Source organism: Leminorella grimontii (genome assembly GCF_039789245.1).
Classification (GTDB): domain Bacteria; phylum Pseudomonadota; class Gammaproteobacteria; order Enterobacterales; family Enterobacteriaceae; genus Leminorella; species Leminorella grimontii.
Map to the genome: position 1 here is coordinate 2,677,929 of NZ_CP146357.1, position 25,987 is coordinate 2,703,915.

Genomic DNA, 25,987 nt, shown 5'->3' on the forward strand with positions numbered 1-25,987 from the left:
AATGAATAATATTATTACGTCATTACGACAATGAGCATTATGCGCCAATAAGGAAACCAGCATCATTCAAACAAAACAGGCCACTACCAAACCACGCCCTATCTAATAACAATGAATTAACTAGTATTAAAAACAATAAATCAAAAATAAGGCAAGGGTGTTTATACAAAGAATGCTACATCAAAAATCACCAGGTGTTAAGCCTGAAATGAAAACAAATAAAAGCACAAAAAACCAGAAATTAATCACAATATAATTAAATAAACCAAAATAAATCACACAACCAAGAATAAATTAAAACATATACAAACTGGTTATTAAATATTATTAAATTCAATTTAAAAATGTTTATTTATTAATTTTCAGAAACAATATAAAAATCAAAAATAGCCAACAAAGAAGGAAAAAGATTAGCGAATAAAAATTAACAGGTTAAAAATGTTGAAGTCTCCTCCATTCTATCAGCCACGGCACACCTTGAAAAAAAGACGCCCGAACGGCAATATGCCATTCGGGCGTTATTTAAGGTAAAGCTGTCGCTTTATTGCCGAGTATTACCAACGATAGTTAACCCCTACGGCGCCGCCGTAAGCGTCAAAATCGCCGCTGCCAAGCTGCGTCGAGATCTCAGCCCAAACGTGCAGCTTCGGGGTCACCTTTCCCTGGATCCCCAGCTTTCCTTCATATACGTTGCTCTGGTTTTTCATTGAAACGCTGTCGCGGTTCATCCAAACGCTGTTGTCGCCCTCGTAATGCCACCAGTTGATTTCCGCATAGGGCTGCACTCGTTCGGTGCCGGAGGCGCGAACGCCCAGACGGCTGGTAAAATCGCCGCTGTCCTTGGTGCGCACGCGCGTACCGCCGCCGTCATAGTGGCTGTCGGCATCATAGCGGTTGAATATTACCTGCGCCTGCGGTTCCAACATCACGCTTTCTTCCGGCTGCCACGCATAGCCGGTCTCTATCGAGAACGCCCAATTAGTGGAATCATACTTATCGGTACTGGCCAAAGCGCCATTCACCCTGTTGTCAAACCACGCGTACTGAAGCCAGCTATCCACATACAGCCCCTGCTGCGCTTCCGCATTCGCATACCAGGTGCCGTACAGGCCAACGTTATAGCCATCCACCTTGCCGTCGGCGCTTACGCGCTGGCCGTTGGTTTTGGAATGCGAATCGGTTTTAGCATGGCCGTAACCGCCCATAACGCCCAGAATAAACTGGCCGCTGTCGGTTTTTTGGTTCACCACGTCGCCACCTAATTGGAACACCGTGGCGTCGACGTCAAAACCAACTCGGCCATCCGCCGCGCTGTAGTCGTTAGCACTCTTCGTATCCAACCGCATCCACAGCGCCTGAGTATGCTCATCACCGCTGCTGACGCCCTGACCGTCGGTATCGTTATAGCTGCGGCGATCGTGCAGCGTTATGGTAAACATCGACTGGGCAATCAGCTGGTTGCCCAAATAGGCGCCGGCATCGGGCCGCACGTTGTGGTCCGACGGAGTCGGTGTAGGATCGGGAACCGGCGCTGGGTCCGGGTCTGGCGTTGGACCTGGATCCGGCGTTGGTTCCGGCGGCGTTGGCGACGTAGAGGCGTAGCTTAAATACCAGTCGTTTTCATCGGCCGATCCGTTGCCGCGCACCAAACTGTAGTTATAAGCCCCGATGGCTACCGTATCCGTGCCGTCGTGGTTGTAATTTCTGGCGGCGGTATTAAAGATAAAATCGCCTTCCGCCGTCGTCGCGCCGTTTTGAGCATCGACTAACATCATGGCGCCGTAGTCGATGCTGTCGGAGTTATAGCCCTTGCCGTTGACGCTGACCTTTGTCACCTGCTGAGGCGTTGCCAGTGCGCCATCCAGAATCAGCCGGTTGCTGCCGTGATTTGCGGTAGAAACGTCCGCATTAAAAGTCATATTGCCGCCGCCGACGTATTCATGCACCGTCAGCTTACTGAATGCGCCGTTGCTGTCGTTATCAGCAAAAATAACGCTGCCCGAGTTTGCCAGCCGGTCCACTTCAGAGCTATCCGTAAGCGTCCATGCGCTGGTGTCATCCAGAGAAAGGTTAATGGTCGTTGAACTGTTATAAACAGTCTTGTTTCCACTGTAGGCATTGACGGCGCCCTTAAGCCAGGAATTCTGGCTCAAGTCCATGTTCAGCACCGTCACGCTGTTGGAGTAATCCTGTACTTTAACGTTTCCTAGCAGCTGTGAACCGTTTTTTACCTGCATACTAACGTTTTTGGAATAGAAGGTTTGATACACTCCTTCATACGTACAGCTATAAGACCTCTGAACATAAAGCGCGTCGTCCGCAGTGACCTTTGTATTATCCAAAACGCCTTCAAAGTCACCGCCCGATACAAAAATGCCGGTCGTCGAATAGCCGAGATTATCGGGGTTCTGCTGGGCGGTGAGTGAGCTATTAGCAAAGGAAAATCGATTCGTCATTCCCGTTGAGGCACTCGCATACGCGATACTGTTTTCCCCCTGAACCAGAATGTCAGCGCCCTGCTTTCCGGCTGCCGCATCGCCGAGAGTAACGTCGTTTCCGTCATACTGCCCAATTCCTAGGGCATTCCAGCCGGTAACGGTTATTTTTGTACCACCATCGATATAAAGAGAAGAAAGCCCCTCGTTCCTCGAATCGCCAAGCCAGGGAGTAATCCAAATGCCCATGCCTTCGTCGCCGTTAACGGTAATGGAACCGCCGTGATACCTAACGTCCCCCTGCTGGAGCTTGATGCCGACGCCGGCATACGTAGAATATTTCGTGCCGTTATTCCAAACATAGCCGTAATAATCGTTAACGACAATGTCCGTATTCGTCGCTTCCAGGGCAGGTGCTCCGCCTCGCGATGCCATCACGTTAATCGCTACATATTTCCCAATCCCCTCCCTAAGCTGGGCGTCATCCCCTTCCCAGGTATCAAGATTGATATCTACGTTGTTAAGAACCGTACTGCCGTTCGAACCGGAGGTTTTGACGCTTACAGCGTTGGTATTCAGCTCGTCAATATCATCGCTGAACTTTGCGTTAATCACAGAATCGGATAAAACCAGGTTGCCTCCCGAGTTTTGTATCCCGTGACTTATATATCTCCCATCAACGTCCATGCCGATCGTTAAGTTCGAAAAGCTTCGCTGGCTAGCTCCATACATATTGAGGCCGCTTTGATTTTTAACCGCGATCGTGTCCCCATTCTGAAGGGTAGGACTACAGTCTGGCGTATTAGCGCAGGTTACCGTTGAGGTAAGTTCCGTAGCGCTAGCGGCACTACAGGCTAGCCCCAGGCATATAGCAAGCATTGAACGTCGGAAGGTTATCGCTGGCTTCGTTGAAAAACGGCGGTGAGAAAATGCGGAAACAGTACCATCCTGCTCCCTGATAGTAAAATAACTCATGATGAACAAACGTCCCTGTTTCTGATAAAAAGCGTTGCACGCAAGCGTACCGTTATTCAACGCATCTATTTGTTAAAATTAATTTTTATTTTCATTCCACAAATAACATCGACATTACTCATTACTTATAAAAATAAGATAAGTTATTTGAATCACCACCTAATACCTTAAAATGGCAAACAATAACCCTGAAATCAATATGAAACAAATCCCACAAAACCCATTGAATTTACAAAAATACAATATGTTATGAAAATTTACTCCAAATAAATAACTTGTAAGGCATGGGTGTTTATAGCAAAAGGTTACACTAAAAACTCACAATCGTTAAGTTCAAAATGTAGATAATTATTAGAATTAAATTTGGATAATAGGGGGAATCCCTAGAAGCTAACGCAGGAAATTAACACAACATAATAAATGGCGAAGTGTCTACAAAATAATCATTAAATATGATCTTATTTACTTTAAAAATGTTAATAACTCAAATTAACCCAATTCAAAAATGTTGAAACCCCATAAAATCGATACACATGAACAAGGGTAATGAAAATAAGTTCATTAATATTAGTTGGTTATGTTGATACCGAGGCTATCGAAGGGAAAGCGCAACGCGTCAACATGCGCCATTCGAATGAAAAACCCGAAATAGGGATAAAAAAACGGCGACACGCTAAACGCCTGTCGCCGATTCTGCTTTAACGCGGTTGCTTTACTCTCCCGCCGCCTGAGCCTCCTGCTCCGGCTGGCCGTAAATCAGCAGCGGTTTAGACTGTCCGTCAATCACGGACGCGTCGATCACTACTTTCTCTACGTTCTCCATAGAAGGGATATCGTACATCGTATCCAACAGTGCGCCTTCAACGATGGAGCGCAGGCCGCGAGCGCCGGTTTTGCGCGCCATGGCCTTCTTGGCGATCGCCCTAAGCGCCTCTTCACGGAATTCCAAATCGACGCTTTCCAGACGGAACAGCGCCTGATACTGCTTGGTCAGCGCGTTTTTCGGCTCCTGCAGAATTTGCAGCAGCGCGGCTTCGTCGAGCTCGCTCAGAGTCGCTACTACCGGCAGGCGTCCGATAAACTCGGGGATCAGGCCAAACTTGATCAGATCTTCCGGCTCGACCTGCTTGAGCAGCTCGCCTTCTGTCGATCTGTCGGACGGATTCTTAACCTTGGCGACAAAGCCGATGCCGGCGCCGGTCTCCACGCGACGGTCAATGACCTTATCCAAGCCGGCAAACGCGCCGCCGCAGATAAACAGGATCTTAGAGGTGTCTACCTGCAAGAACTCCTGCTGCGGGTACTTACGGCCGCCCTGCGGCGGAACGGAAGCCACGGTGCCTTCAATAAGCTTCAGCAGCGCCTGCTGAACGCCTTCGCCGGAAACGTCGCGCGTAATGGACGGGTTGTCAGACTTGCGGGAAATCTTATCGATTTCATCGATATAGATGATGCCGCGCTGCGCTTTTTCCACGTCATAATCACACTTTTGCAGCAGCTTCTGGATAATGTTCTCAACGTCTTCGCCCACATAGCCGGCTTCCGTCAGCGTCGTGGCGTCAGCCATGGTGAACGGCACGTCAAGGAAACGGGCAAGCGTTTCCGCCAGCAGCGTTTTACCGCTGCCGGTAGGCCCGATCAGCAGAATGTTGCTCTTGCCAAGCTCGACGCCGTTGGCGTCGCCGCTGCGCAGCCGCTTGTAGTGGTTATACACCGCAACGGCCAGCACCTTTTTCGCCTGCTCCTGACCGATAACGTAGTCGTCCAGGTGCTGTCGAATCTCATGGGGCGTCGGCAGTGAGTTACGCTCTCTATGCGGAACGATCTCTTTAATTTCTTCGCGAATGATGTCGTTACACAAGTCGACGCATTCATCGCAGATATACACCGACGGCCCGGCAATCAGCTTACGCACTTCATGCTGGCTCTTGCCGCAGAAGGTGCAGTAAAGCAGCTTTCCTGAACCGTCTTTGCCTTTATCTGTCATCAGCAAACCTCTTAAATTTCATCTTTTCTTTTGCGTCCTGCGCCAGAAACATCGACTAAACAAGGGGCATGCTGCTGCTATCGCAGCACGCCTCGCCTTTTTTCGGTTTCTGAATTCCTATATGGCGCCGATCAAAGGAATTTACAAGCGCGTGGTCAGAATATCGTCCACCAGCCCGTACTCTTTGGCTTCCTGCGCCGACATGAACCGATCGCGATCGGTATCTCTTTCAATCGTTTCGAGAGACTGCCCGGTATGTTGAGCCATCAGCTCATTCATGCGGCGCTTGGTCTTCACGATTTCTTCCGCGTGGATCTGAATGTCCGACGCCTGTCCTTGATATCCGCCCAGCGGCTGGTGAATCATCACGCGCGCGTTCGGCAAGCAGAAACGCTTGCCCTTGGCGCCGGCCGTAAGCAGGAAAGAGCCCATGGAGCAGGCCTGTCCCAGACAGATAGTGCTGACGTCGGGCTTGATAAACTGCATGGTGTCATAAATAGACATACCGGAAGTAATCACGCCGCCCGGAGAGTTGATGTAAAGATAAATGTCTTTTTCCGGGTTTTCCGCTTCCAGAAACAGCAGCTGAGCGACTATCAGGTTAGCCATATAGTCTTCAACCTGGCCGTTAAGGAAAACGATGCGGTCCTTTAACAGACGGGAATAAATATCATACGAGCGCTCCCCGCGGGAAGTCTGCTCAACCACCATTGGAACTAACGCCATAGACGGCTCCATGCCAGATGAAAAACGGTCTTGATTACCACTGTAGGACATTATTGTCTCCCGATAAAAAATGGCCCGGAAACAGAGCCTCCGAGCCATATTTGCAGAAGTATAGTGATTAAGTCAACTATTAACCTGCATCCACAGGCTGCCTTACGCAGCCGGAGTCTGATTCATTAACTCGCTGAATGACATGGTTTTTTCAGTAACTTTAGCGCCAGCCAGCAGGGTTTCCACTGCCGCTTCTTCCAACGCCACGTTGCGCATGTTGTTCATCAGCTCGCTGTTCTTATTATAGAACTCAATTACTTCTTGCGGATCTTCATAAGCAGAAGCCATTTCTTCAATCAGCGCGCCAACGCGAGCCTGATCGGCCTTCAGCTCATTTTTACGGATGACTTCGCCCAGCAGCAGACCGACCTGAACGCGACGCTTTGCCTGCTCTTCGAACAGTTCGCGCGGCAGTTCCATCGCCTGCTGTTGGTTGCCGCCAAAGCGCTGTGCCGCCTGCTGACGCAGAACGTCAACTTCGCCATCAATCAGCGCGGACGGGATTTCAACGTCGTTCGCCTTGACCAGACCGTCGATAACCTGCGTTTTAACGCGGTTGCGAACGGCGCCCTTCAGCTCGCGCTCCATGTTCTTGCGCACTTCAGCCTTCAGGCCTTCCAGCGTGCCGTCGGCAACGCCGAAGCGAGAGATAAATTCTTTGGTGAACTCAGGCAGCTCGCGCTCTTCAACCTTCTTCATCACGATGGCGAACTTAGCGGCTTTGCCCTTCAGGTTTTCAGCGTGATAGTCTTCCGGGAAGGTGACGTCGATAGTGAACTCATCGCCCTTCTTGTGGCCAACGATGCCTTCTTCGAAGCCTGGGATCATGCGGCCCTGGCCCATGGCCAGAACGAAGTCGCTCGCCTTGCCGCCTTCAAACTCTTCGCCGTCGATAGAACCGGTGAAATCAACGGTCACGCGGTCTTCAGCCTTAGCGTCGGCGTCGATTTCCTTCCAGGTCGCCTGCTGCTTGCGCAGGGTGTCCAGCATGGTATCGACATCTTCGTCTTTAACTTCAACAACCGGCTTTTCAACTTCGATCGCGTCCAGATCCTTAAGCTCAACTTCAGGATACACTTCGAACTCAACGCTGTACTGGAAGTCTTCGCCCAGCTTGTACTCGCCCGGAACGTACTTCGGCGCACCGGCCGGATTGATTTTTTCTTTGATGATAGCGTCGATGAAGTGACGCTGCATCAGCTCGCCCAGCACGTCCTGACGCGCGGAAGCGCCGTAACGCTGAGCGATGATGTTCATGGGCACTTTGCCCTTGCGGAAACCGTCAATACGCACTTTCTTGGCGATATCGATAAGCTCTTTTTTTACAGCTTCTTCAATCACGTCCGCTGCGACATTAATTGATAAACGGCGACCTAGGCCTTGAGTTGTTTCAACTGAAACTTGCATCTTATTACCTCAAAAAATCACAGTGCTCGGTCAACTTCAGAAGCCGTTTTTAGCCGACGCTAAAACGTTTCTTAAGACCGGGACGGCCGCACAGAACGCAATCCAATCCCTTATCGTCAGAAGCATCCCGAATGAAGTCAGGAAAAAATAGACGCCGCATTATAGCTGCGCATTGTTTATGAGTCGAGAAAAGAGAGGCGCTTAGCGGCGATAAATCGTCATTTTGGGCTCAGAAGTACATTTTACAGCAGCAATGCTCCCGAGACTGCCCAAAAAACAGGCGAACCGCGACTCGTTTATATTAATATCTCCGACGCCCCTAACCTTTACACACCGGAGAATCGGGCACGTCGTCCTGCGCGCTTTCCCATTCCTGCGGCGTATAGGTATGCAGCGCCAGAGCGTGAACCTGCTTCGCCAGCTCTTCGGCCAGCAGCCCATAAACCATCTGGTGACGAGCGACCGGGCGCTTGCCCTCAAACTCCGCCGACACGACAATCGCTTTAAAATGGGTCTGCGAGCCCGGCGGCACGTGGTGCATGTGGCTTTCGTTAATCACTTCGATAAACGTCGGCGACAGCGCCGCCAGCTTTTGTTCGATCTGTTGTTGCATCATGGGTCGACATTCCTCTCTGTTTACCTTTTGCCCTTGGGCGCCCATCTGTCGCTTGCCGAAAACGAATCATAGTCTGTTTATCGACTTTAAGTATAAAAAAGACATTTTTCCATCATCAATCATTGCGCGACGCGACTCGGCGAGTAAAAAACGCGCCGTTTTCCCCATACTTTCCTCTTTCCCACGTCCAGAGCAGTGATATGATATGCCCTGTTCTTTACAGCCATATGCGCATTAACTGCGACAACGACCGGTACAGCCCCGTTCCGGCGGTACACATGGAAATTAACTGACGACAAAAGGTTTACCGTGAGAAAAATAACTTTATCCCAACGCCTGTTTTTCCCCCTGTTGGCGCTGTTTCTTTTGGCCGGCTGCGCGACGCGCCCCGACACCACGCTCAACATTAATCCGACCATCGCCCTGCCGCAGCAGGACGCCAGCCTGATGGGCGCCACCGTAAGCCTGGTGGGCGACGACCAGCGTCAGGATCCTTCACTGGCCAAAGTGAATCGCGAAGGCCAGCTTCTGAGCCTGACGCCGTCTCGCGACATGCGCTTTTTAATGCAGGAAGTATTGGAAAAACAGCTTCGCGCCCGCGGCTATATGGTTGGCCCTGAAGGCAGCGTCAACGTTCAAATCGTTATCAATAACCTGTTCGCCGACGTGCAGGAAGGCGATCTGCGCTACAGCATTTCCGCCAAGGTAGATATCTCCATTATCTGCCAAGCGAAGAGCGGCGCGACGCAAACCAAAAACTTCCGCTCGACGCACAACGTGAAAGGCGCCTTTAGCGCCACCAACAAGAACATTGAAAACGTGCTTAACGACGCGCTGACCTCTACGATTCAGGATATGGCTGAAGATACCTCCATCAGCGACTTCATTCGCCAAAACGCTCGCGGCTAACGGCGACAGTATCTCCCCGCGCTCAACGCGGGGAGAGCGCAACATTATGACAAATAGCTACTTTAAAGCGTTCACCGAACGCAACGCCGCCGTTTTGCTTCTGCTGGGCTTCTCCTCGGGCCTTCCGCTGGCGCTAACGTCCGGTACGCTTCAGGCCTGGATCACCGTCGCCGGGATGGACGTCACCACCATCGGCTTCTTCTCGCTGGTTGGCCAGGCCTACGTATTTAAGTTTCTCTGGTCTCCGCTGATGGACCGCTACCGCCTGCCGTTTCTCGGCCGCCGCCGCGGCTGGATGCTGCTGACCCAGATTGCGCTGGTGGTGCTTATTCTCGCGCTCGGCTGCCTGACGCCGCAAAACGATCTCTGGCTGATGGCGGCGCTTGCGGTGCTCATCGCCTTTTTCTCCGCCTCGCAGGACATCGCCTTCGACGCCTACAAAACCGACGTACTGAGCGCCGAACAGCGCGGCAACGGCGCGGCGATTTCAGTGTTGGGCTATCGCCTGGCGATGCTGGTTTCCGGCGGGCTGGCGCTGTGGATTGCCGACTACTACATCGGCTGGCAAAGCACCTATTGGCTGATGGCGGCTCTGATGGTGATTGGCATCATCGCCACGCTGTGGGCAAAAGAGCCGGACACCACCCCGTCACCCAAGACGCTGAAGCTGGCGGTCGTTGAGCCGCTAAAAGACTTCTTCGGCCGCAACAACGCCTGGCTGATTTTACTGCTGATCATTTTATACAAGCTGGGCGACGCCTTCGCCGGCAGCTTAAGCACCACGTTCCTTATTCGCGGCGTCGGCTTCTTACCCGGAGAAGTCGGGCTGGTCAACAAAACGCTGGGCCTGCTCGCAACGATTATCGGCGTGCTCATAGGCGGCATCCTGATGCAGCGCCTGACGCTGTTTCGCGCGCTGATGCTGTTTGGCATCCTGCAGGCGGTGTCCAACTTCGGCTACTGGATACTGGCGGTGACCGACAAAAGCCTTATCACCATGGGCAGCGCCATCTTCTTTGAAAACCTGTGCGGAGGCATGGGAACCGCCGCCTTCGTCGCCCTGCTGATGACCCTGTGCAACAGGTCGTTTTCCGCCACCCAGTTCGCCCTGCTGTCCGCCCTGTCGGCCGTAGGCCGGGTTTACGTCGGGCCGGTCGCGGGCTGGTTCGTCGAGCGCTACGACTGGCCGCTGTTCTACCTGTTTACCGTCATCGTCGCCCTGCCCGGCTTAGCCCTGCTGATTTTCGCCCGCCAGACGCTGGCCTATACGCAGGAGACGGGCGGCTTTTTACCACGCACGCGCTTTGCCGGTTATTATCAAAAGGCCATTCGCTTAGTGGTAGCCGGAGTAACGCTGCTTGGCATTTGGCTGGCGTTACTGTTTTGGTCAGCGGACGCGCACAGCGGCTTCTACTATTTAAAAAGCGGCCTGCTTGTTGTTGGCAGTCTGTTAACCCTGCTGGGGATCGCGCTGGGCTGCATTCTGGACTATCGCGCCATCCGGGAGCCCGTGGAGAAGTAAGCGCACCGTTTGCGTCTATAAGGACATTGCCATGTTAAAGAACTGCCTGTTGATATTATTCAGCCTGCTTGCCCTAAGCGGGTGTACAAAAACGGCCAACGTGCCTACCGATATTCCTCTCGACCAAGAGGCGACAAAAGCGGCGCCGTGGAAACCGGGAGAAATCGTCGCTCAGGGAAACGGCCTTATCTACTACGACATCGCGGGCAGTAAGAGCGTTAGTCGCTCCTACCCCATCTACCGGGCCTTTGTCGGCGTCCTGCCCAACGGCCACTATATGGTGCAGGAGTTTTACAGCGACTCCGACCGAAAGTTCACCGATCCGTACGAACTCAGCGAAAGCGCCGACGTTAACGTTATCAGCCCGATAAGAGACAGCCAAAGCATTAAGGGAACGATAACAACCTGGTATCCCAACGGGAAGAAATACGGCGAAGACGTAAGAGGCGAAGAGCGCGGCTCGTTTCAAAGCTGGTACATCAACGGCAAGCCCTGGATGAAAGGCTCGCTGTATAAAGACTTGCCCTATGGGCATACCACCTACTGGTACCCCAACGGTCAAAAAAGCCACGAAGGCGAGCAGCACTATTCTGAAGACGTCGGCGAGTGGAAATATTGGGACATGCAGGGCCGAGAGCTAACGAAAAGAGAATTCAGGCATTATCAGGAAACGGAGTATCAGTTGCTGTCTCCGGATGACTATCTCAAATGACAGGTATAAAAGACGCGCCGTTTTCAGGCGCGTTTTTTTAAATATCAAATCTAACGTCCTACTTCTGCCCGTAATAGGCATTCTTCCCATGCTTGCGCAAATAGTGCTTATCCAGCAGCTCCTGCTGCATGGCGCCAAGCTCGGGAGAGAGCTGGCGGGTAAACAGGTTCATGTAGGCGATTTCTTCCAGCACCACGGCGTTGTGCACCGCGTTGTCCGGCGAGGTTCCCCAGGCGAACGGGCCGTGGGAGTTCACCAGCACGGCGGGAACGTCCTTCGGCGCAATCCCGCGAGACTTGAAGGTCTCAACGATAACGTGGCCGGTTTCCAGCTCATAGTCGCCATTGATTTCTTCCGGCGTCATGCGGCGCGTGCAGGGGATTGGCCCGTAGAAGTAGTCCGCGTGCGTGGTGCCCCAGGCGGACAGATCGCGACCGGCCTGCGCCCAGATGGTCGCATGGCGCGAGTGGGTGTGCACAATGCCGCCAATTTCAGGGAACGCGCGATAGAGCGCCAGGTGAGTGTCAGTATCGGAAGACGGCTTTTTCGTGCCCTCAACGACCTTTCCTGAATACAGGCTCACTACCACCATATCCTCAACGCCCATGTGTTCATACTCGACGCCGGAAGGCTTGATAACCATCACGCCGCGTTCGCGGTCGACGCCGCTGACGTTGCCCCAAGTGAACGTCACCAGATTGTGGCGAGGCAAAGCCAGATTGGCTTCCAGCACCTGCTGTTTTAACTGTTGATACATAGTCTGTGTTCCAAATGTCATAAAACGCTAAGGCTAAACGTCGATCTTCGACGCTTGAGATTGATGACAAAGGTCTTGAATAAAGCCTACGAGGTCAAACGGCGGGAGAGGCCTCCGTTGGGGTCGACTTGGCGTGAGCCAACGAAGCGCCCGTAGGAGGGCTAGGCCCGCCGCACTCCCAAAGCTAATACAAGCGCCCTTCCGGCCGAGCACCATGATGATATAAGTAGGCTGAATTTTCGGCCGGAATATCCTCTGAAGCTTATGAAGACGGTTTGTCAGCAGTCTCAAGCGTCGATCTTCAACGCTTAACCCTTTTAAAAAAACCTTAACGCTTAACGGCAAAGCTTATAGTAAACCTCGTTCCAGCGGATTTCATTTTTAAACGCCGGAATACGCGTTTCGCTGTCGATAACCAAAAGCTCAATGCCGCACAGGTCGGCGTAGATGCGCATGTGCTCGACGTCCAGCGCTTGGGTAAACACCGTGTGGTGCGCCCCGCCCGCCAGGATCCACGCCTCGACCGCCACTTCTAGCGAAGGATGGGTTTTCCACAGCGCGCTGGCGACCGGAAGCTTAGGCAGCGCATGCGGCGGCGTCACCGTATCGACCGTATTCACCAACAGGCGGAAACGGTCACCCATATCGATAAGGCTGGCGTTCAGCGCAGGCCCTGCCGGAGCGGTGAAAATCAGCCGCGCCGGATCGTCCTTGCCGCCGATGCCCAGATGCTGTACGTCCAGCAGCGGTTTCTCTTCGCTGGCGATGGACGGGCACACTTCCAGCATGTGCGAGCCCAGCACCAGATCGTTGCCCGGCGCAAAGTTATAGGTGTAATCCTCCATGAAGGAGGTGCCGCCCTTAAGGCCGCGCGCCATCGACTTCATGATGCGCAGCAGCGCCGCCGTCTTCCAGTCGCCTTCCGCACCAAAGCCGTAGCCCTGCTGCATCAAGCGCTGTACGGACAGGCCGGGAAGCTGCTTAAGGCCGTAGAGGTTTTCAAACGTGGTGGTAAAGGCGCCAAAGCTGCCCTGCTCAAGGAACTTCTTCAGACCCAGTTCGATACGGGCCGCGTCGATCAGGTTGTCGCGCTTGCTGCCGCCCACTTTCACCACGTCGGTCAACCGGTAGGTGGCTTCGTATTCGTCAATCAGCGCGTTAACGTCCCCTTGGGATACGGCGTCGACAACGGAAACCAGATCCCCCAGCCCGTAGCCGTTAACCGCGTATCCGAAGGCAATTTGCGCCGAGACCTTGTTGCCTTCCGTCACCGCCACTTCGCGCATGTTGTCGCCAAAGCGCGCCACCTTCAGGTTTTGGCTCTCATACAGGCCCGCGGCAACGCGCATCCAGCGATCCAGCTTTTGATGAACGCCTTTGTCCTGCCAGGAACCGACCACCGCCGTGAACTCGCGGCGCATGCGGGCGCCGATGAAGCCGAACTCGCGGCCGCCGTGCGCCGTTTGGTTCAGGTTCATAAAGTCCATGTCGATGCTGTCCCAGGGGATCTCATTGCGATACTGCGTGTGCAACTGCAGCAGCGGCTTCTCCAGCACGCTCAGGCCGCCAATCCACATTTTCGCCGGAGAAAACGTATGCAGCCAGGTCACGATGCCGACGCAGTTCTTCTGATAGTTGGCCTCGCGGCAAACGGTCAGTATTTCATCCGGCGTGGTCGCCAACGGCTTCATCGTAAGCTTGATGGGCAAGCCCGCGTCTCTATTGAGGCCATCAACCACTTCCTGTGCCTGAGAGGCCACCTTCTTCAGCGTTTCAGGCCCATACAGATGTTGACTGCCGACGACAAACCAGACTTCTAACTGACTAAAAACACTCATATCGACTCCTCACAGACGGGCCTGCGCAACGTTATGGCGTCAGGCGTTCATCACATTTAACGGATTACTTAGTCTTTGCCGCATAGCAAGGTTCCGCTACGCCGCCCCACTGCCGATAACGCTGATAAAGCTGCTCATACTTGGCCGCGCGCGCCGGATCCGGCGTTAGCGTGCGTTCAATTTTACAGGCCATGTGCTCCTGCGCCTGCGGGATCGACTCATAAACCCCGGCCGCGACGGCGGCAAAAATGGCGGCGCCCAGCGCACAGCACTGATCGGAAGCCACAATCTGCAGCGGTCGGTTCATCACGTCGGTACAGACCTGCATGATGACCGGAGATTTGCGGGCGATGCCGCCCAGCGCCAGCACGTTTTCTACCGGAATATTCTGATCGACGAAGCACTCCATGATGGCGCGTGCGCCGAAGGCGGTTGAGGCGATAAACCCGCCGAACAGGGTCGGCGCGTCGGTGCCCAGATTCAGATCGGCCACCACGCCCTTCAGGCGCTGGTTGGCGAACGGCGTACGGCGGCCGTTAAACCAGTCCAACACCACCGGCAGGTGGTCTAAAGACGTTTCTTTCGCCCAGGCCTCCGTCAGGGCGGGCAGCAGCATAGACTCCACCTGCTTTAAAGAGGCGGCCATGTCGGGGTTCTGCTCGGCGGCATAGTTAAGCGGCCACGCCAGCAGGCGGCTGAACCAGGCGTACATGTCGCCGAACGCAGACTGCCCCGCCTCCATGCCGATAAGCCCCGGTACGACGCTGCCATCGACCTGGCCGCAAATGCCAGCAATGGCGCGATCGCCGACCAGATTCTCTTCCGCCAGCAGGATGTCGCAGGTCGAGGTGCCGATGACCTTCACCAGAGTATAGGGCTGAGCGCCCGCGCCGACGGCGCCCATGTGGCAGTCAAACTCGCCGCCGGAAATCATCACACTCTCAGGAATGCCCAAACGCGCAGCCCAGGCCTTGCTGATTTGGCCGACCGGCTTTTCAGCGGTATGGGTATCGGTAAACAGAGGGTAGTCGAGGTCGCTAACCAGAATCGGATCCAGCGCGTTCAGGAAGTCGCGCGGAGGCAGCCCGTTCCAGTCCATGTGCCAAAGCGCCTTGTGGCCTGCGGCGCAGCGGCTGCGCATGACGTTCTCCGGCGCTTCGGTGCCGGACAAAAGCGCAGGCACCCAGTCGCAAAGCTCAATCCAGGAAACCGCTGCATCGCGCACTCTCGCGTCGGCTCTTGAAACGTGCAGAATTTTAGCCCAGAACCACTCGGAAGAGTAAACGCCGCCGATGTAGCGAGTGTAGTCTTCGAACTGGCCGCTGTGGCACAGATGGTTAATTTCTTCCGCTTCCTCTATTGCCGTGTGATCCTTCCACAGCACGAACATGGCGTTCGGATTGTCGGCAAATTCAGGACGCAATGCTAAAACGCGGCCTTCTCTGTCGATAGGCGCAGGCGTCGACCCCGTGGTGTCCACGCCGATGCCGACAATGCCTTCGCGCTGCGACGGCGTCAGCATAGCGACGACGGCCTTAATCGCCGCTTCCATTGACTCGATATAGTCCAGCGGGTGGTGACGGAACTGGTTATCGGCAGGCTGGCAAAACAGCCCCTGCTTCCAGCGAGGATAATAGACAACCTCGGTAGCCACTTCCGCGCCGCTGACGCAGTCAACGGCCAGCGCCCGCACGGAGTCGCTGCCAAAGTCCAATCCGAGCGCGATCGCATCTTTCGCCATACAAACCTCAAGCGTAATAATAGAGTTAGAATTATTTGGGAATACCTTAAGAAAAAGCGGCGATACCGGCGAGGAGCCGTTGGCTAGATATATGCACGATATTGCTTTCTCCCTGCAGATTGTGATCCAGTTCAAAATCAAAATACATCACATTTCAACTGAATATATGCATTAAATTGCTGTAATTCTCGTTTGTGATGGCGCTCTAATCTCTCATATCTTTTTACGTCTAATAATTAAGCCACGTTGTTAAAAACTTTGACACTATCGGCTCAATATCCAGCTATATCGGTGAATCGTTACGAGTCTGGCTTTTACAACTCAGGTACATCTCGCTGCATCACCCTTTTTATCACAGCTGTTTTAGCTATATGGATACGAACAGGAGAGATAGACGATATGCATAAATTCACTAAAGCGCTTGCCGCGATAGGATTGTCCGCGATTATGTCACATTCAGCTATCGCTGAAACGATGAAGCTCGGCTTTCTTGTTAAACAACCTGAGGAACCCTGGTTCCAGACGGAGTGGGCATTTGCGGACAAAGCCGGTAAAGATCTTGGCTTTAGCGTGATTAAAATCGCCGTACCCGATGGAGAAAAAACCCTTAACGCTATCGACAGCCTGGCCGCCAGCGGCGCTAAAGGCTTCGTTATCTGTACGCCAGACCCCAAGCTCGGCCCTGCCATTATGGCGAAGGCGAAAAGCTATAACCTGAAGGTCATTGCCGTTGACGACCAGTTTGTCAACGCCAAGGGCAAACCGATGGAAACCGTTCCTTTGGTCATGATGGCCGCTACTAAAATCGGCGAACGTCAGGGCCAAGAGCTGTGGAAAGAGATGAACAAGCGTAAATGGAACGTCGCCGAAACCGGCGTTATGGCCATTACCGCAAACGAACTCGACACCGCGCGCCGCCGCACCAGCGGCTCAATGGAAGCGCTGAAGGCCGCCGGCTTCCCGGAAAAGCAGATTTATCAAGTTCCCACCAAGTCCAACGATATCCCCGGCGCGTTTGACGCCGCTAACTCCATGTTGGTACAGCACCCTGAAGTCAAGAACTGGCTGATTGTCGGCATGAACGACAACACCGTTCTGGGCGGCGTACGCGCGACGGAAGGCCAGAACTTTAAGCCGGAAAACGTCATCGGCATCGGCATTAACGGCGTTGACGCCGTTAACGAGCTGTCCAAGTCCAGCGCCACCGGCTTCTACGGTTCACTGCTGCCCAGCCCGGACATCCACGGCTATAAGAGCATCCAGATGCTCTATAACTGGGAAACCAAAGGGGAAGAGCCGGCCAAGTTTACCGAAGTGACCGACGTTGTTCTGATCACTCGCGATAACTTTAAAGCAGAGCTAGAGAAGAAAGGGTTAGGGCCTAAGTGATCCTTACCGGCGGGCAGGCCTACCCTGCCCGCCCGACAGGCTTACCCCAATAATTACGTACGCTGACAGTTGAATCACGCTTATTCCATCGCCTGCCGGAAGGATTTCGTTCAACCTCCGTTTAGGCCTTTCGTTAAGAGCAATAAGCGCTATTAAGGAATCGACCTATGTCTGTGCAACAGCCTCCTTACCTTGAATTTTGCCGCATCAGTAAAGCCTTCCCTGGCGTAAAAGCGCTACAGGACATCAGCTTTACCTGCCACGCGGGCCAGGTTCACGCGCTGATGGGGGAAAACGGCGCCGGGAAGTCAACGCTTTTGAAAATTCTCAGCGGAAACTACACCCCAACCGACGGAGAAATCCGGCTAAAGGGCCAAACGGTCAAGTTCAACAACACCATGGACGCCCTCAACGCCGGCATCGCCATCATCTATCAGGAGCTCCACCTGGTGCCCGAAATGACGGTGGCGGAAAACATTTATCTGGGCCAGCTGCCGACCAAAGCCGGCGGCATCGTCAATAAAAAGCTGCTTAACTTCGAAGCCAAGGTGCAGCTGGAACACTTAGGGTTGGATATCGCCCCCGATACGCCGCTGAAGTACCTTTCCATCGGCCAGTGGCAGATGGTGGAGATAGCCAAAGCGCTGGCGCGCAACGCCAAAGTGATCGCCTTTGACGAACCCACCAGCTCCCTCTCCGCTCGAGAGATAGAGAACCTGTTTCGCGTTATCCGCGAACTGCGCGCCGAAGGCAGAGTCATCCTCTACGTGTCACACCGCATGGAGGAGATTTTTGCCCTGAGCGACGCCATCACCGTCTTCAAGGACGGCTGCTACATGAAAACCTTTACCGATATTCCCAACCTCACCAACGACGAACTGGTGCAAACCATGGTTGGCCGAGAGCTTGGCGATATCTATGGCTACAGCCCAAGGCCGCACGGCCCGGTACGCCTTGAGCTTAAAAACGTCAAAGCGCCCGGCGTCAAGCACCCCATCAGCTTTCAGGTTCGTCAGGGGGAAATCGTCGGCCTGTTCGGACTGGTGGGCGCGGGCCGCAGCGAGCTGCTCAAGTCGCTGTTTGGCGCAACCCGCATTACCGGCGGCGAGATAACGCTGGACGGCGAGCGGCTGAACGTTCAGTCGCCGATAGACGGCATTAGCCAAGGCATCATGCTCTGCCCGGAAGACCGCAAGGCCGAGGGCATCATTCCCGTTCACTCGGTGCGCGATAACATCAACATCAGCGCGCGCCGAAAAACGCTGACCGCAGGCTGCCTTATCAACAACGCCTGGGAGGACAGCAACGCCGACAGACGCATTCAGGAACTGAATATCAAAACGCCCTCTGCCGCGCAGCTGATTATGAACCTCTCCGGCGGTAACCAGCAAAAGGCGATTCTCGGCCGCTGGCTCTCCGAAGAGATGAAGGTCATCCTGCTGGACGAACCGACGCGCGGCATCGACGTCGGCGCCAAGCACGAGATTTATCACGTTATCTATGAGCTGGCCAAGCGGGGCATCGCCGTGGTGTTCGCGTCAAGCGACCTGCCGGAAGTGCTGGGGCTTGCCGACCGCATTCTGGTGATGCGCGAAGGCGCTATCTCCGGCGAGCTCAGTCACGATGACGCCACAGAAGAAAAAGCGTTAAGCCTGGCCATGTTAACGACAGCCGCCGAAGCGGCTGCCTAAAAGAAGGAATTCGTCATGTCGACAACTACGTCTACGCCCTCATCAGCCAACGTGAAAAAACAGGGCTCAGCCTCAGCCATCAGCCTTTCCCGCATTTGGGACAGCTACGGCATGCTGGTGGTATTCGCCGTCCTGTTTATCGCCTGCATGATTTTTGTGCCCAACTTCGCCTCCTGGATCAACATGCGCGGGCTGGGGCTTGCCATTTCCATGTCGGGCATGGTTGCCTGCGGCATGCTGTTCTGCCTGGCCTCCGGCGACTTCGACCTGTCGGTCGCGTCCGTCATCGCCTGCGCGGGCGTCACCACCGCCGTGGTGATTAACCACACCGAAAGCATCCTCCTCGGCATCGGCGCCGGCCTGCTGCTAGGCTTAGCCTTCGGCCTGCTTAACGGCTTCGTTATCGCCCGGCTCAAGATCAACGCCCTGATAACGACCCTCGCCACTATGCAAATTGCCCGCGGGCTGGCCTATATTATCTCCGACGGTAAAGCGGTCGGCATCGAAGAAGAAGGCTTTTTCGAACTGGGCAACACCAGCTGGCTGAGCGTTCCGGTGCCGATTTGGATAACGCTGGTCTGCTTCATTCTGTTCGGCTTCCTGCTAAATAAAACCACCTTCGGCCGAAATACGCTGGCGGTAGGCGGCAACGAGGAAGCGGCTCGACTGGCGGGCGTGCCCGTGGTTCGCACTAAGATTATTATCTTCGCTCTGACCGGCCTTATCTCGGCGGCCGCCGGCATCATTCTGGCCTCCCGCATGACCAGCGGCCAGCCCATGACGTCCATCGGCTATGAGCTTATCGTTATCTCCGCCTGCGTGCTGGGCGGCGTTTCGCTCAAGGGCGGCATCGGCAAAATCTCCTACGTTATTGCTGGGGTGCTGATTTTAGGTACGGTCGAAAACGCCATGAACCTGCTGAACATCTCGCCGTTCTACCAGTACGTGGTTCGCGGCCTGATCCTGCTCGCTGCGGTTATCTTTGACCGCTACAAGCAGTTGGCAAAACAGAAGGTCTAAAGGTTACACTAGACCATGGCGCAAAATCCCTTATCGGCTTTTGCGCCCATTTTTACTACACGGAACCATACCAGAACTACACCGTCAGCCTCAGGAGGAAAGCGTGTATCAACGAATCGCTTCAGACTCACAGCCAAACCCCCTACTGCCTGGCTACGCTTTTAACGCCTATCTGGTTGCGGGGCTTACGCCGATTGAAAAAGACGGCCCGCTCGACTTTTTCATCGACCGTCCTAACGGCATGAAGGGCTACATCCTGAACCTGACCACCAAAGGCCAGGGGCAGGTGCTTGACGGAGAAGACGCCTTCTACTGCAACCCCGGCGACATGCTGCTGTTTCAGCCCAAAGAGCCCCACTACTATGGCCGCTCGCCGAACAGCTCGTGCTGGTACCACCGATGGATCTACTTCCGCCCCCGCGCCTACTGGGCAGACTGGCTGGAGTGGTACAGCCAGACTAACCGCATAGGCCGCCTGACGCTGCCGACGGACGACCTGCGTGAAGAGTTCGAGCAGCTATTTATCTCCATTGAGCAGACCCACCAGTCGGGCCGCCGCCTGTCGGAAGAACTCGCCATGAACCTGCTGGAAAGGCTGCTGCTGCGCTGCATTGAAGAAGACCCGCAGCTGCCGCAGAAAATTATGGACCCCAGGATCATCGAAGCCTGCCAATACATGACCAGCAACCTGTCGGAAGACGTGCGTATCGAAGACATCGCCAACCACGTGTGCCTGTCGCCGTCGCGGCTTGCGCACCTGTTTCGCGAGCAGGTCGGCGTCAACATGCTGCGCTGGCGAGAAGACCAGCGCGTGATCCGCGCCAAGCTGCTGCTGCAAACAACGCAGGAGTCCATCGCCAGCGTTGGGCGCATCGTCGGCTACGACGATCAGCTCTACTTTTCCCGCGTGTTTCGCAAGCGCGTTGGGGTAAGCCCCAGCGACTTTCGCCGCAGAAACCTGGAGCTGACCATGTACTCGTCCGCTGAGCGAGACGCCGTCATTTAAACCGAGCCATAGGCCACAGCGGTTGCTTTTTAAAGCGGCCGCTGTAAATGTTCATAGAAAAGAGTCTGGTTTACTTTTTTTAATTATATTTTGGGCTAAAACAACATTATCTCGATTATTTTATCGTTTCAGCTTTTATATAAGGCTATATATTTAATTTCGATGACCAGAAAATAAAAGATAGCGGTGAAACTATTATTCACGTATTTACTTTTTATAAACTTAATGAAAGGGCGATAAATAGAGGAACGGTAGCGCTTCAATCGGAATAGCGTCAAATTGTGATCCATATCTCAAATTGAAACAGCAGCGCTAGAATCCATATTTACGACAAAAAAGTACATAACGATTTAGCCCTTAAAACTCTACATTCCTCTTGCGCAATGGCGGTTTAATCGGATTTTAGAAAGGATGCGATAGCAACGCCGGTAGATTTTTCATTCGATACGTGAAGATTCTGTAGCTAACTATTACATAGAGAAGCCCGTCCAATATGGATGATTTTCACCTTTTAACCACTTTTTATTGCGCGTCTTAAAAAAGAGAAAAGCGGCGTTGCGCTGCATTTTTATACGTTATTATTTTAGAGCCTATCCACGAAAGGTAATGGAATAGGCGCTTAAACCAACCTGTTTTTACCACCAAGCAGAGGTATGCGATGAGTAAAATGAATTTAAAAAACCTATTGTCAGCAAGCGTGCTGGGATTAATGGTCTGTGCCACCTCAGCCATGGCAAAAGAGATTGAAGTCGTCAATATCTCTAAAATTGCCGGCATGCCCTGGTTTAACCGCATGGGCGAAGGCGTAGAGAAGGCCGGTAAAGATCTGGGCATCAAAGCCTATCAGGTCGGCCCGTCCAGCACCGACGCCCCGCAGCAGGTTAAGATTATCGAAGACCTGATCGCCAAGAAAGTCTCTGCCATCAGCATCGTGCCTAACGACGCCGACGTGCTTGAGCCGGTATTTAAAAAGGCGCGCGCTCAGGGCATCGTCGTTCTGACCAACGAATCTCCGGGCCAGCCTTCTGCTAACTGGGACGTTGAAATCATCGATAACGAAAAGTTCGCAGCCGATAACGTGGAAGAAATGGCGAAGGCCATGGGCGGTAAAGGCGGCTACGTTATCTACGTTGGCGGCCTGACCGTGCCTCAGCACAACCTGTGGGCCGATCTGTTCGTTAAGTACCAGAAAGCGCACTACCCTGACATGTACGAAGTCACCAGCCGCATGCCGGTGGCTGAAAACATCGACGACGCTCGTCGTACCACGCTGGACCTGATGAAGGCGCACCCTGATATGAAGGGCGTCGTGGCGTTCGGTTCTCAAGGCCCGATCGGCGCAGGCCGTGCGGTAAAAGAGAAGCGTGCACGCGGTAAAGTCTTCGTCTTCGGCATGATGATCCCGTCTCAGGCGGCGTCTCTGGTCAAGAGCGGTGACATCACCATGGGCGTAACCTACGATCCGGGCACAGCGGGCTATGCGCTGGCCGCCGTGGCTAACAAAATCCTTAAGGGCGAAGAAATCACCAAGGATCTGGAAATCCCGAACCTGGGCAAAGCCGACGTCGACATGGACAAGCGCATCATCAAGTTCCATAACGTACTGCGCGTAACCAAAGACAACGTAGACAGCCTCTACTAAGGTCTTATCGCAGGCACCCGGCGTTAACCCGCGCCGGGTGCTTTTGCCATTCTGCTGTTTCAAGAGCCCAAACAAACCGGTTCTTGGCGGGTTAATTGGTTCACATAGAGGTAGTCATGAAGCCATTTATTTCACTGGCGAATATCAGCAAGACGTTCTACGGCGTCAAGGCGCTGGACAACCTGGCGCTCACCCTGCTGCCGGGAGAAGTTCACTGTCTGGCCGGCCAGAACGGCTGCGGTAAGTCGACCCTGATAAAAATCATTTCCGGCGTCTATCAGCCGGACGACGGCGCGAACATCGAGATCGACGGCCGCCCCTATTCCCGACTGTCCCCGGTTGACTCCGTCAAGGCCGGCGTTCAGGTTATTTATCAGGATCTCTCCCTGTTCCCCAACCTGACGGTGGCTGAAAATATCGGCATCCATCAGTACCACCAAAAGGCCTGGGTCAACAATCGCGAAATCCGCCGCGTCGCCGAACTCACGATGAAAAGCATCGGCGCCCAGCTGGATCTGGACGCGGCGGTCGAAACTCTGCCTATCGCCCAGCGGCAAATCGTCGCCATCTGCCGGGCGCTGGCGCAGGAAGCCAAGCTTATCATCATGGACGAACCTACCGCATCCCTGACGATGCAGGAAGTTAAGGGCCTGCTGCAGGTCGTCCACGATCTGAAAAAAAGAAACATCTGCGTAGTGTTCGTCAGCCACCGTCTGGACGAAGTGATGGAAATCTCCGACCGCATTACCGTACTGAAGGACGGTAAGCTTATCGGCACCTATCCCGCTTCGGAGATAGACAACAAGAAGCTGGCGTTCCTGATGACCGGCCAGGCGTTTTCCTACGAGTGCCTGCCGCCGATTAAAGAACAGGGCGACGTCGCGCTGGAAGTGAAAAACTTAAGCCGCGGCAGCGAATACCAAAACGTCTCCCTGCGCGTGCATAAAGGCGAAATCGTCGCCATTACCGGCCTGTTAGGCGCCGGGCGCACCGAGCTTTGCATGAGCCTGTTCGGCCTGACCACGCCCGATTCGGGCGAAATTCTGGTGGAAGGCAAGCCGGTTCGCTTCTCAAGCAACCGCGACGCCATCAACGCCGGCATCGGCTACGTGTCGGAAGACCGCATGAGCACCGGGCTAGTGATGGAACAGTCCATCAACGACAACATTATCTCCACCATCCTGACGCGCCTGAAAACCGCGCTGAAGCTTATCGACAAGAATAAGTCCGACGAGGTGGTCAACGGCTTGGTTAAACAGCTGACGATTAAAATCGGCAGCGTAAACCTTCCGGTCAACACGCTGTCGGGCGGCAACGCCCAGCGCGTCGCTATCGCTAAATGGCTGGCTATTAAGCCCAAGGTGCTGATCCTCGACTCCCCTACCGTTGGGGTAGACATCGCCAACAAGGCGGGAATTTACCAAATCGTATCGGCGCTTTCGCAAAACGGCATCGCCGTGCTGATGATTACCGACGAAATCGACGAGGCGTTCTTTAACAGCCACCGGATCCTGGTGATGCGTAAAGGCGAGCTGACGTCGGAGTTCCTACCGGGAGAAACCACGGAAGCCGCGCTGGCAGAGGTAGTGAATGGTTAACAAATTAGGCATTAAAAAGCACGAGATGTTTCTCGGCCTGACGATCCTCGTCATCGGCGGCTATCTCTCGTTTGCAAGCCCGGACTTTCTGACGCTGGGCAACGTTTACGATCTGGTCAACAACTACGCGATGTTGACCATCCTGGCCTGCGGGCTGTTTATCGTTTTGATCTCCGGCGGCATCGACATTTCGTTCCCCGCGATGACCATCATCTCTCAGTACGTGATGGTGACGTTAATTCAAAACACCACCGGCAACTTCGCGCTGGCGTTTGCGCTAAGCGGCGGCATTGGCCTGCTGCTGGGGCTGGTCAACGCCCTGCTGGTCAACCGGCTGAACGTACCGTCCATCATCATCACCATCTCTACGCTGAACATTTTCTACGGCCTGCTTTTGTATCTAACCAAGGGCGTTTGGCTGTACAGCTATCCGGAATGGTTTGAGCACGGCGTGATGCTGTTCAAGTTCACCGCCGCCGACGGCTACGACTACGGGCTGAGCCTGCAGATCCTGACGGTGATCGCCGTAGTGGCGCTGACCGGCATCATCATGAATAAAACCAGCATCGGCCGCACTATCTATGCGATGGGCGGCAACAAAGAGGCCGCCTCCCGCATGGGCTTTGGCATTCTGAAGCTGCAATTGTTCGTTTATGGCTATATGGGGCTGATGTCCGGCGTGGCGGGCGTAGTTCAGTCCGCCACCGTACTGACCGTCGCGCCCGATTCGCTGCTCGGCTACGAGCTGACGGTGCTCGCCGCCGTCGTGCTGGGCGGCACCAGCATCGTCGGCGGGCGCGGCACGCTGCTTGGCACCCTGCTGGGGGTCATCCTTTTGGCCGTGCTGCAAAACGGCCTTAACCTGCTCGGTATCTCCTCTTACTGGCATACCGTCGTTACCGGTCTGGTCATCGTCGTCAGCATCAGCATGACGGCCTGGAGCCAGCGCAAAAGTCAGGGAGTTGCGCTATGAGCGGCAGAAAAGTCAAAGACAACGTAGAAATTTACCTAAGCCTGCTGATTGGCGCGACCGTCGTCGCCTTCAGCTTCCTTATTCCCGGCGTATTTTGGTCAGCGGCCAACTTCCAGTCCATCGCCTCCCAGATGCCGGTGCTCGGCGTGCTGGCGCTGGCCATGGCGGTCACGATGCTGACCGGCGGCATCAACCTGTCGATTATCGCCACCATGAACGCCTGTGCGCTGGTGATGGCGTGGGTCGCGACCCACTACGCGCCGGACGCCATAGGCATGACCATGATGCTGCTGGCGGGCCTCGCCATGGCGATGGTCATCGGCTTTATCAACGGCTTCCTAATCGCGGTTGTTCGGGTATCGCCGATTCTGGCGACGCTTGGCATCATGACGCTGCTTAACGGCGTCAACATCCTTATCTCCAAAGGCTCGGCGATTTCCAACTTCCCGGACTACGTGCTGGTCATCAACAGCTCAAGCCTTTTCGGCATTCCTACGCCGCTGCTGGTGTTTTTGGCGGTAGTCGCCGTGATGTGGGTGATTTTGGAGAAGTCCGCCTTTGGCCGCACTATCTACCTTATCGGCTCTAACGAGCAGGCCAGCCACTACTCCGGCATCAACACGCGCAAAACGCTGATTTGGGTTTATATCCTCTCTTCCGTGCTGTGCGTGATTGCCGGGCTGTTGATGATGTCCAAGCTCAACTCCGCCAAGGCGTCCTACGGTGAATCCTATCTGCTAGTGTCCATCCTGGCGGCAGTACTGGGCGGAGTGAACCCGGACGGCGGCTTCGGCAAAGTGTTCGGCATGGTGATGGCGCTTATCCTGCTGCAAATGCTGGAAAGCGGCCTGAACATTCTGGGCGTGAGCAGCTATATCACGATGGCGCTCTGGGGCGGACTGCTGCTGGCGTTTATCTTCCTGAAGGGGGTTAATCTTTCGGGGATGTTTGCTAAGGCGAAGTGAGTTGGTTGATTGAGTATTGAGAGAGCG

General features: G+C 54.2%; 19 protein-coding genes. 11 read left to right on the forward strand and 8 right to left on the reverse strand.

Features of this window, described 5'->3' with window-relative positions; genetic code table 11:
• Positions 1-554: 554 nt before the first annotated feature.
• The 5 genes from V8L73_RS12495 to V8L73_RS12515 form a co-directional block, all read right to left on the reverse strand.
• The gene (locus tag V8L73_RS12495; protein ID WP_347253129.1) at positions 555-3,050 is read right to left on the reverse strand and encodes an autotransporter outer membrane beta-barrel domain-containing protein; all 2,496 of its coding nucleotides are present in this window, start codon (positions 3,048-3,050) and stop codon (positions 555-557) included.
• Positions 3,051-4,122: 1,072 nt separating this feature from the next.
• The gene (gene clpX, locus V8L73_RS12500) at positions 4,123-5,397 is read right to left on the reverse strand and encodes an ATP-dependent protease ATP-binding subunit ClpX (RefSeq protein WP_027275997.1); all 1,275 of its coding nucleotides are present in this window, start codon (positions 5,395-5,397) and stop codon (positions 4,123-4,125) included.
• A 141-nt stretch (positions 5,398-5,538) separates the two neighbouring features.
• Positions 5,539-6,174, reverse strand: coding sequence for an ATP-dependent Clp endopeptidase proteolytic subunit ClpP (clpP, locus tag V8L73_RS12505; protein ID WP_036024601.1), 636 nt, complete (start codon positions 6,172-6,174; stop codon positions 5,539-5,541).
• Positions 6,175-6,276: 102 nt separating this feature from the next.
• Entirely contained in the window at positions 6,277-7,581 is a 1,305-nt protein-coding gene (gene tig / locus V8L73_RS12510) for a trigger factor (RefSeq protein WP_027275995.1), read from the reverse strand.
• A 319-nt stretch (positions 7,582-7,900) separates the two neighbouring features.
• Positions 7,901-8,197: a BolA family protein gene (locus tag V8L73_RS12515; RefSeq protein WP_347253130.1), complete on the reverse strand. Its 297-nt coding sequence runs from the start codon at positions 8,195-8,197 to the stop codon at positions 7,901-7,903.
• 318 nt (positions 8,198-8,515) lie between these two features.
• Between V8L73_RS12515 and V8L73_RS12520 the strand changes: the two genes are divergently transcribed.
• Genes V8L73_RS12520 through V8L73_RS12530 form a run of 3 tightly spaced genes read left to right on the forward strand, consistent with a single transcriptional unit; the run spans position 8,516 to position 11,340 of the window.
• Positions 8,516-9,106 carry a YajG family lipoprotein gene (locus V8L73_RS12520; protein ID WP_347254819.1) on the forward strand — a complete coding sequence of 197 codons (591 nt, stop codon included), beginning with the start codon at positions 8,516-8,518 and terminating at the stop codon, positions 9,104-9,106.
• Between the two features lie 46 nt (positions 9,107-9,152).
• Positions 9,153-10,628, forward strand: coding sequence for a muropeptide MFS transporter AmpG (ampG, locus tag V8L73_RS12525; protein WP_027275992.1), 1,476 nt, complete (start codon positions 9,153-9,155; stop codon positions 10,626-10,628).
• A gap of 31 nt (positions 10,629-10,659) precedes the next feature.
• Positions 10,660-11,340 carry a hypothetical protein gene (locus V8L73_RS12530; protein ID WP_347253131.1) on the forward strand — a complete coding sequence of 227 codons (681 nt, stop codon included), beginning with the start codon at positions 10,660-10,662 and terminating at the stop codon, positions 11,338-11,340.
• Between the two features lie 58 nt (positions 11,341-11,398).
• Here V8L73_RS12530 and araD read toward each other — a convergent pair whose 3' ends face one another.
• The 3 genes from araD to V8L73_RS12545 form a co-directional block, all read right to left on the reverse strand.
• Positions 11,399-12,097, reverse strand: coding sequence for an L-ribulose-5-phosphate 4-epimerase (gene araD, locus V8L73_RS12535; protein WP_027275990.1), 699 nt, complete (start codon positions 12,095-12,097; stop codon positions 11,399-11,401).
• A 335-nt stretch (positions 12,098-12,432) separates the two neighbouring features.
• Entirely contained in the window at positions 12,433-13,935 is a 1,503-nt protein-coding gene (araA, locus tag V8L73_RS12540) for an L-arabinose isomerase (RefSeq protein ID WP_347253132.1), read from the reverse strand.
• Between the two features lie 64 nt (positions 13,936-13,999).
• Positions 14,000-15,676, reverse strand: coding sequence for a ribulokinase (locus V8L73_RS12545; RefSeq protein WP_347253133.1), 1,677 nt, complete (start codon positions 15,674-15,676; stop codon positions 14,000-14,002).
• Positions 15,677-16,075: 399 nt separating this feature from the next.
• On the opposite strand from V8L73_RS12545, the gene V8L73_RS12550 reads away from it, so the two are divergent.
• From V8L73_RS12550 to V8L73_RS12585, 8 genes are all read left to right on the forward strand, one after another.
• The gene (locus tag V8L73_RS12550; protein ID WP_027275987.1) at positions 16,076-17,065 is read left to right on the forward strand and encodes an arabinose ABC transporter substrate-binding protein; all 990 of its coding nucleotides are present in this window, start codon (positions 16,076-16,078) and stop codon (positions 17,063-17,065) included.
• A 167-nt stretch (positions 17,066-17,232) separates the two neighbouring features.
• The gene (araG, locus tag V8L73_RS12555) at positions 17,233-18,756 is read left to right on the forward strand and encodes an L-arabinose ABC transporter ATP-binding protein AraG (RefSeq protein ID WP_027275986.1); all 1,524 of its coding nucleotides are present in this window, start codon (positions 17,233-17,235) and stop codon (positions 18,754-18,756) included.
• Positions 18,757-18,771: 15 nt separating this feature from the next.
• Positions 18,772-19,776 (forward strand): L-arabinose ABC transporter permease AraH, encoded by a 1,005-nt coding sequence (araH, locus tag V8L73_RS12560; protein ID WP_347253134.1) that lies wholly within the window; start codon positions 18,772-18,774, stop codon positions 19,774-19,776.
• 103 nt (positions 19,777-19,879) lie between these two features.
• On the forward strand, positions 19,880-20,782 hold the full coding sequence (gene araC, locus V8L73_RS12565) for an arabinose operon transcriptional regulator AraC (protein WP_261832204.1): 903 nt from the start codon (positions 19,880-19,882) through the stop codon (positions 20,780-20,782).
• 709 nt (positions 20,783-21,491) lie between these two features.
• Complete coding sequence (locus V8L73_RS12570; RefSeq protein WP_373876175.1) at positions 21,492-22,424, forward strand: autoinducer 2 ABC transporter substrate-binding protein; 933 nt, start codon at positions 21,492-21,494, stop codon at positions 22,422-22,424.
• Between the two features lie 116 nt (positions 22,425-22,540).
• Positions 22,541-24,022 carry a sugar ABC transporter ATP-binding protein gene (locus V8L73_RS12575; RefSeq protein ID WP_027275982.1) on the forward strand — a complete coding sequence of 494 codons (1,482 nt, stop codon included), beginning with the start codon at positions 22,541-22,543 and terminating at the stop codon, positions 24,020-24,022.
• A complete protein-coding gene (locus tag V8L73_RS12580) occupies positions 24,015-24,995 on the forward strand; it encodes an ABC transporter permease (protein WP_027275981.1) in 981 nt (326 codons plus the stop codon). The genes V8L73_RS12575 and V8L73_RS12580 overlap by 8 nt, the downstream gene beginning before the upstream one ends.
• Positions 24,992-25,960: an ABC transporter permease gene (locus V8L73_RS12585; protein ID WP_027275980.1), complete on the forward strand. Its 969-nt coding sequence runs from the start codon at positions 24,992-24,994 to the stop codon at positions 25,958-25,960. The genes V8L73_RS12580 and V8L73_RS12585 overlap by 4 nt, the downstream gene beginning before the upstream one ends.
• The last annotated feature ends 27 nt before the right edge of the window (positions 25,961-25,987 follow it).

Excerpts from the sequence above, each read along its gene's own strand:
- araG (WP_027275986.1), top strand. The coding sequence starts at position 17,233 with ATGTCTGTGCAACAGCCTCCTTACCTTGAATTTTGCCGCATCAGTAAA.
- tig (WP_027275995.1), bottom strand. The coding sequence starts at position 7,581 with ATGCAAGTTTCAGTTGAAACAACTCAAGGCCTAGGTCGCCGTTTATCA.
- V8L73_RS12585 (WP_027275980.1), top strand. The coding sequence starts at position 24,992 with ATGAGCGGCAGAAAAGTCAAAGACAACGTAGAAATTTACCTAAGCCTG.
- clpX (WP_027275997.1), bottom strand. The coding sequence starts at position 5,397 with ATGACAGATAAAGGCAAAGACGGTTCAGGAAAGCTGCTTTACTGCACC.
- V8L73_RS12570 (WP_373876175.1), top strand. The coding sequence starts at position 21,492 with ATGGTCTGTGCCACCTCAGCCATGGCAAAAGAGATTGAAGTCGTCAAT.
- V8L73_RS12575 (WP_027275982.1), top strand. The coding sequence starts at position 22,541 with ATGAAGCCATTTATTTCACTGGCGAATATCAGCAAGACGTTCTACGGC.
- ampG (WP_027275992.1), top strand. The coding sequence starts at position 9,153 with ATGACAAATAGCTACTTTAAAGCGTTCACCGAACGCAACGCCGCCGTT.
- V8L73_RS12580 (WP_027275981.1), top strand. The coding sequence starts at position 24,015 with ATGGTTAACAAATTAGGCATTAAAAAGCACGAGATGTTTCTCGGCCTG.
- V8L73_RS12515 (WP_347253130.1), bottom strand. The coding sequence starts at position 8,197 with ATGATGCAACAACAGATCGAACAAAAGCTGGCGGCGCTGTCGCCGACG.
- V8L73_RS12550 (WP_027275987.1), top strand. The coding sequence starts at position 16,076 with ATGCATAAATTCACTAAAGCGCTTGCCGCGATAGGATTGTCCGCGATT.
- araD (WP_027275990.1), bottom strand. The coding sequence starts at position 12,097 with ATGTATCAACAGTTAAAACAGCAGGTGCTGGAAGCCAATCTGGCTTTG.
- araA (WP_347253132.1), bottom strand. The coding sequence starts at position 13,935 with ATGAGTGTTTTTAGTCAGTTAGAAGTCTGGTTTGTCGTCGGCAGTCAA.
- V8L73_RS12530 (WP_347253131.1), top strand. The coding sequence starts at position 10,660 with ATGTTAAAGAACTGCCTGTTGATATTATTCAGCCTGCTTGCCCTAAGC.
- clpP (WP_036024601.1), bottom strand. The coding sequence starts at position 6,174 with ATGTCCTACAGTGGTAATCAAGACCGTTTTTCATCTGGCATGGAGCCG.
- V8L73_RS12545 (WP_347253133.1), bottom strand. The coding sequence starts at position 15,676 with ATGGCGAAAGATGCGATCGCGCTCGGATTGGACTTTGGCAGCGACTCC.
- araH (WP_347253134.1), top strand. The coding sequence starts at position 18,772 with ATGTCGACAACTACGTCTACGCCCTCATCAGCCAACGTGAAAAAACAG.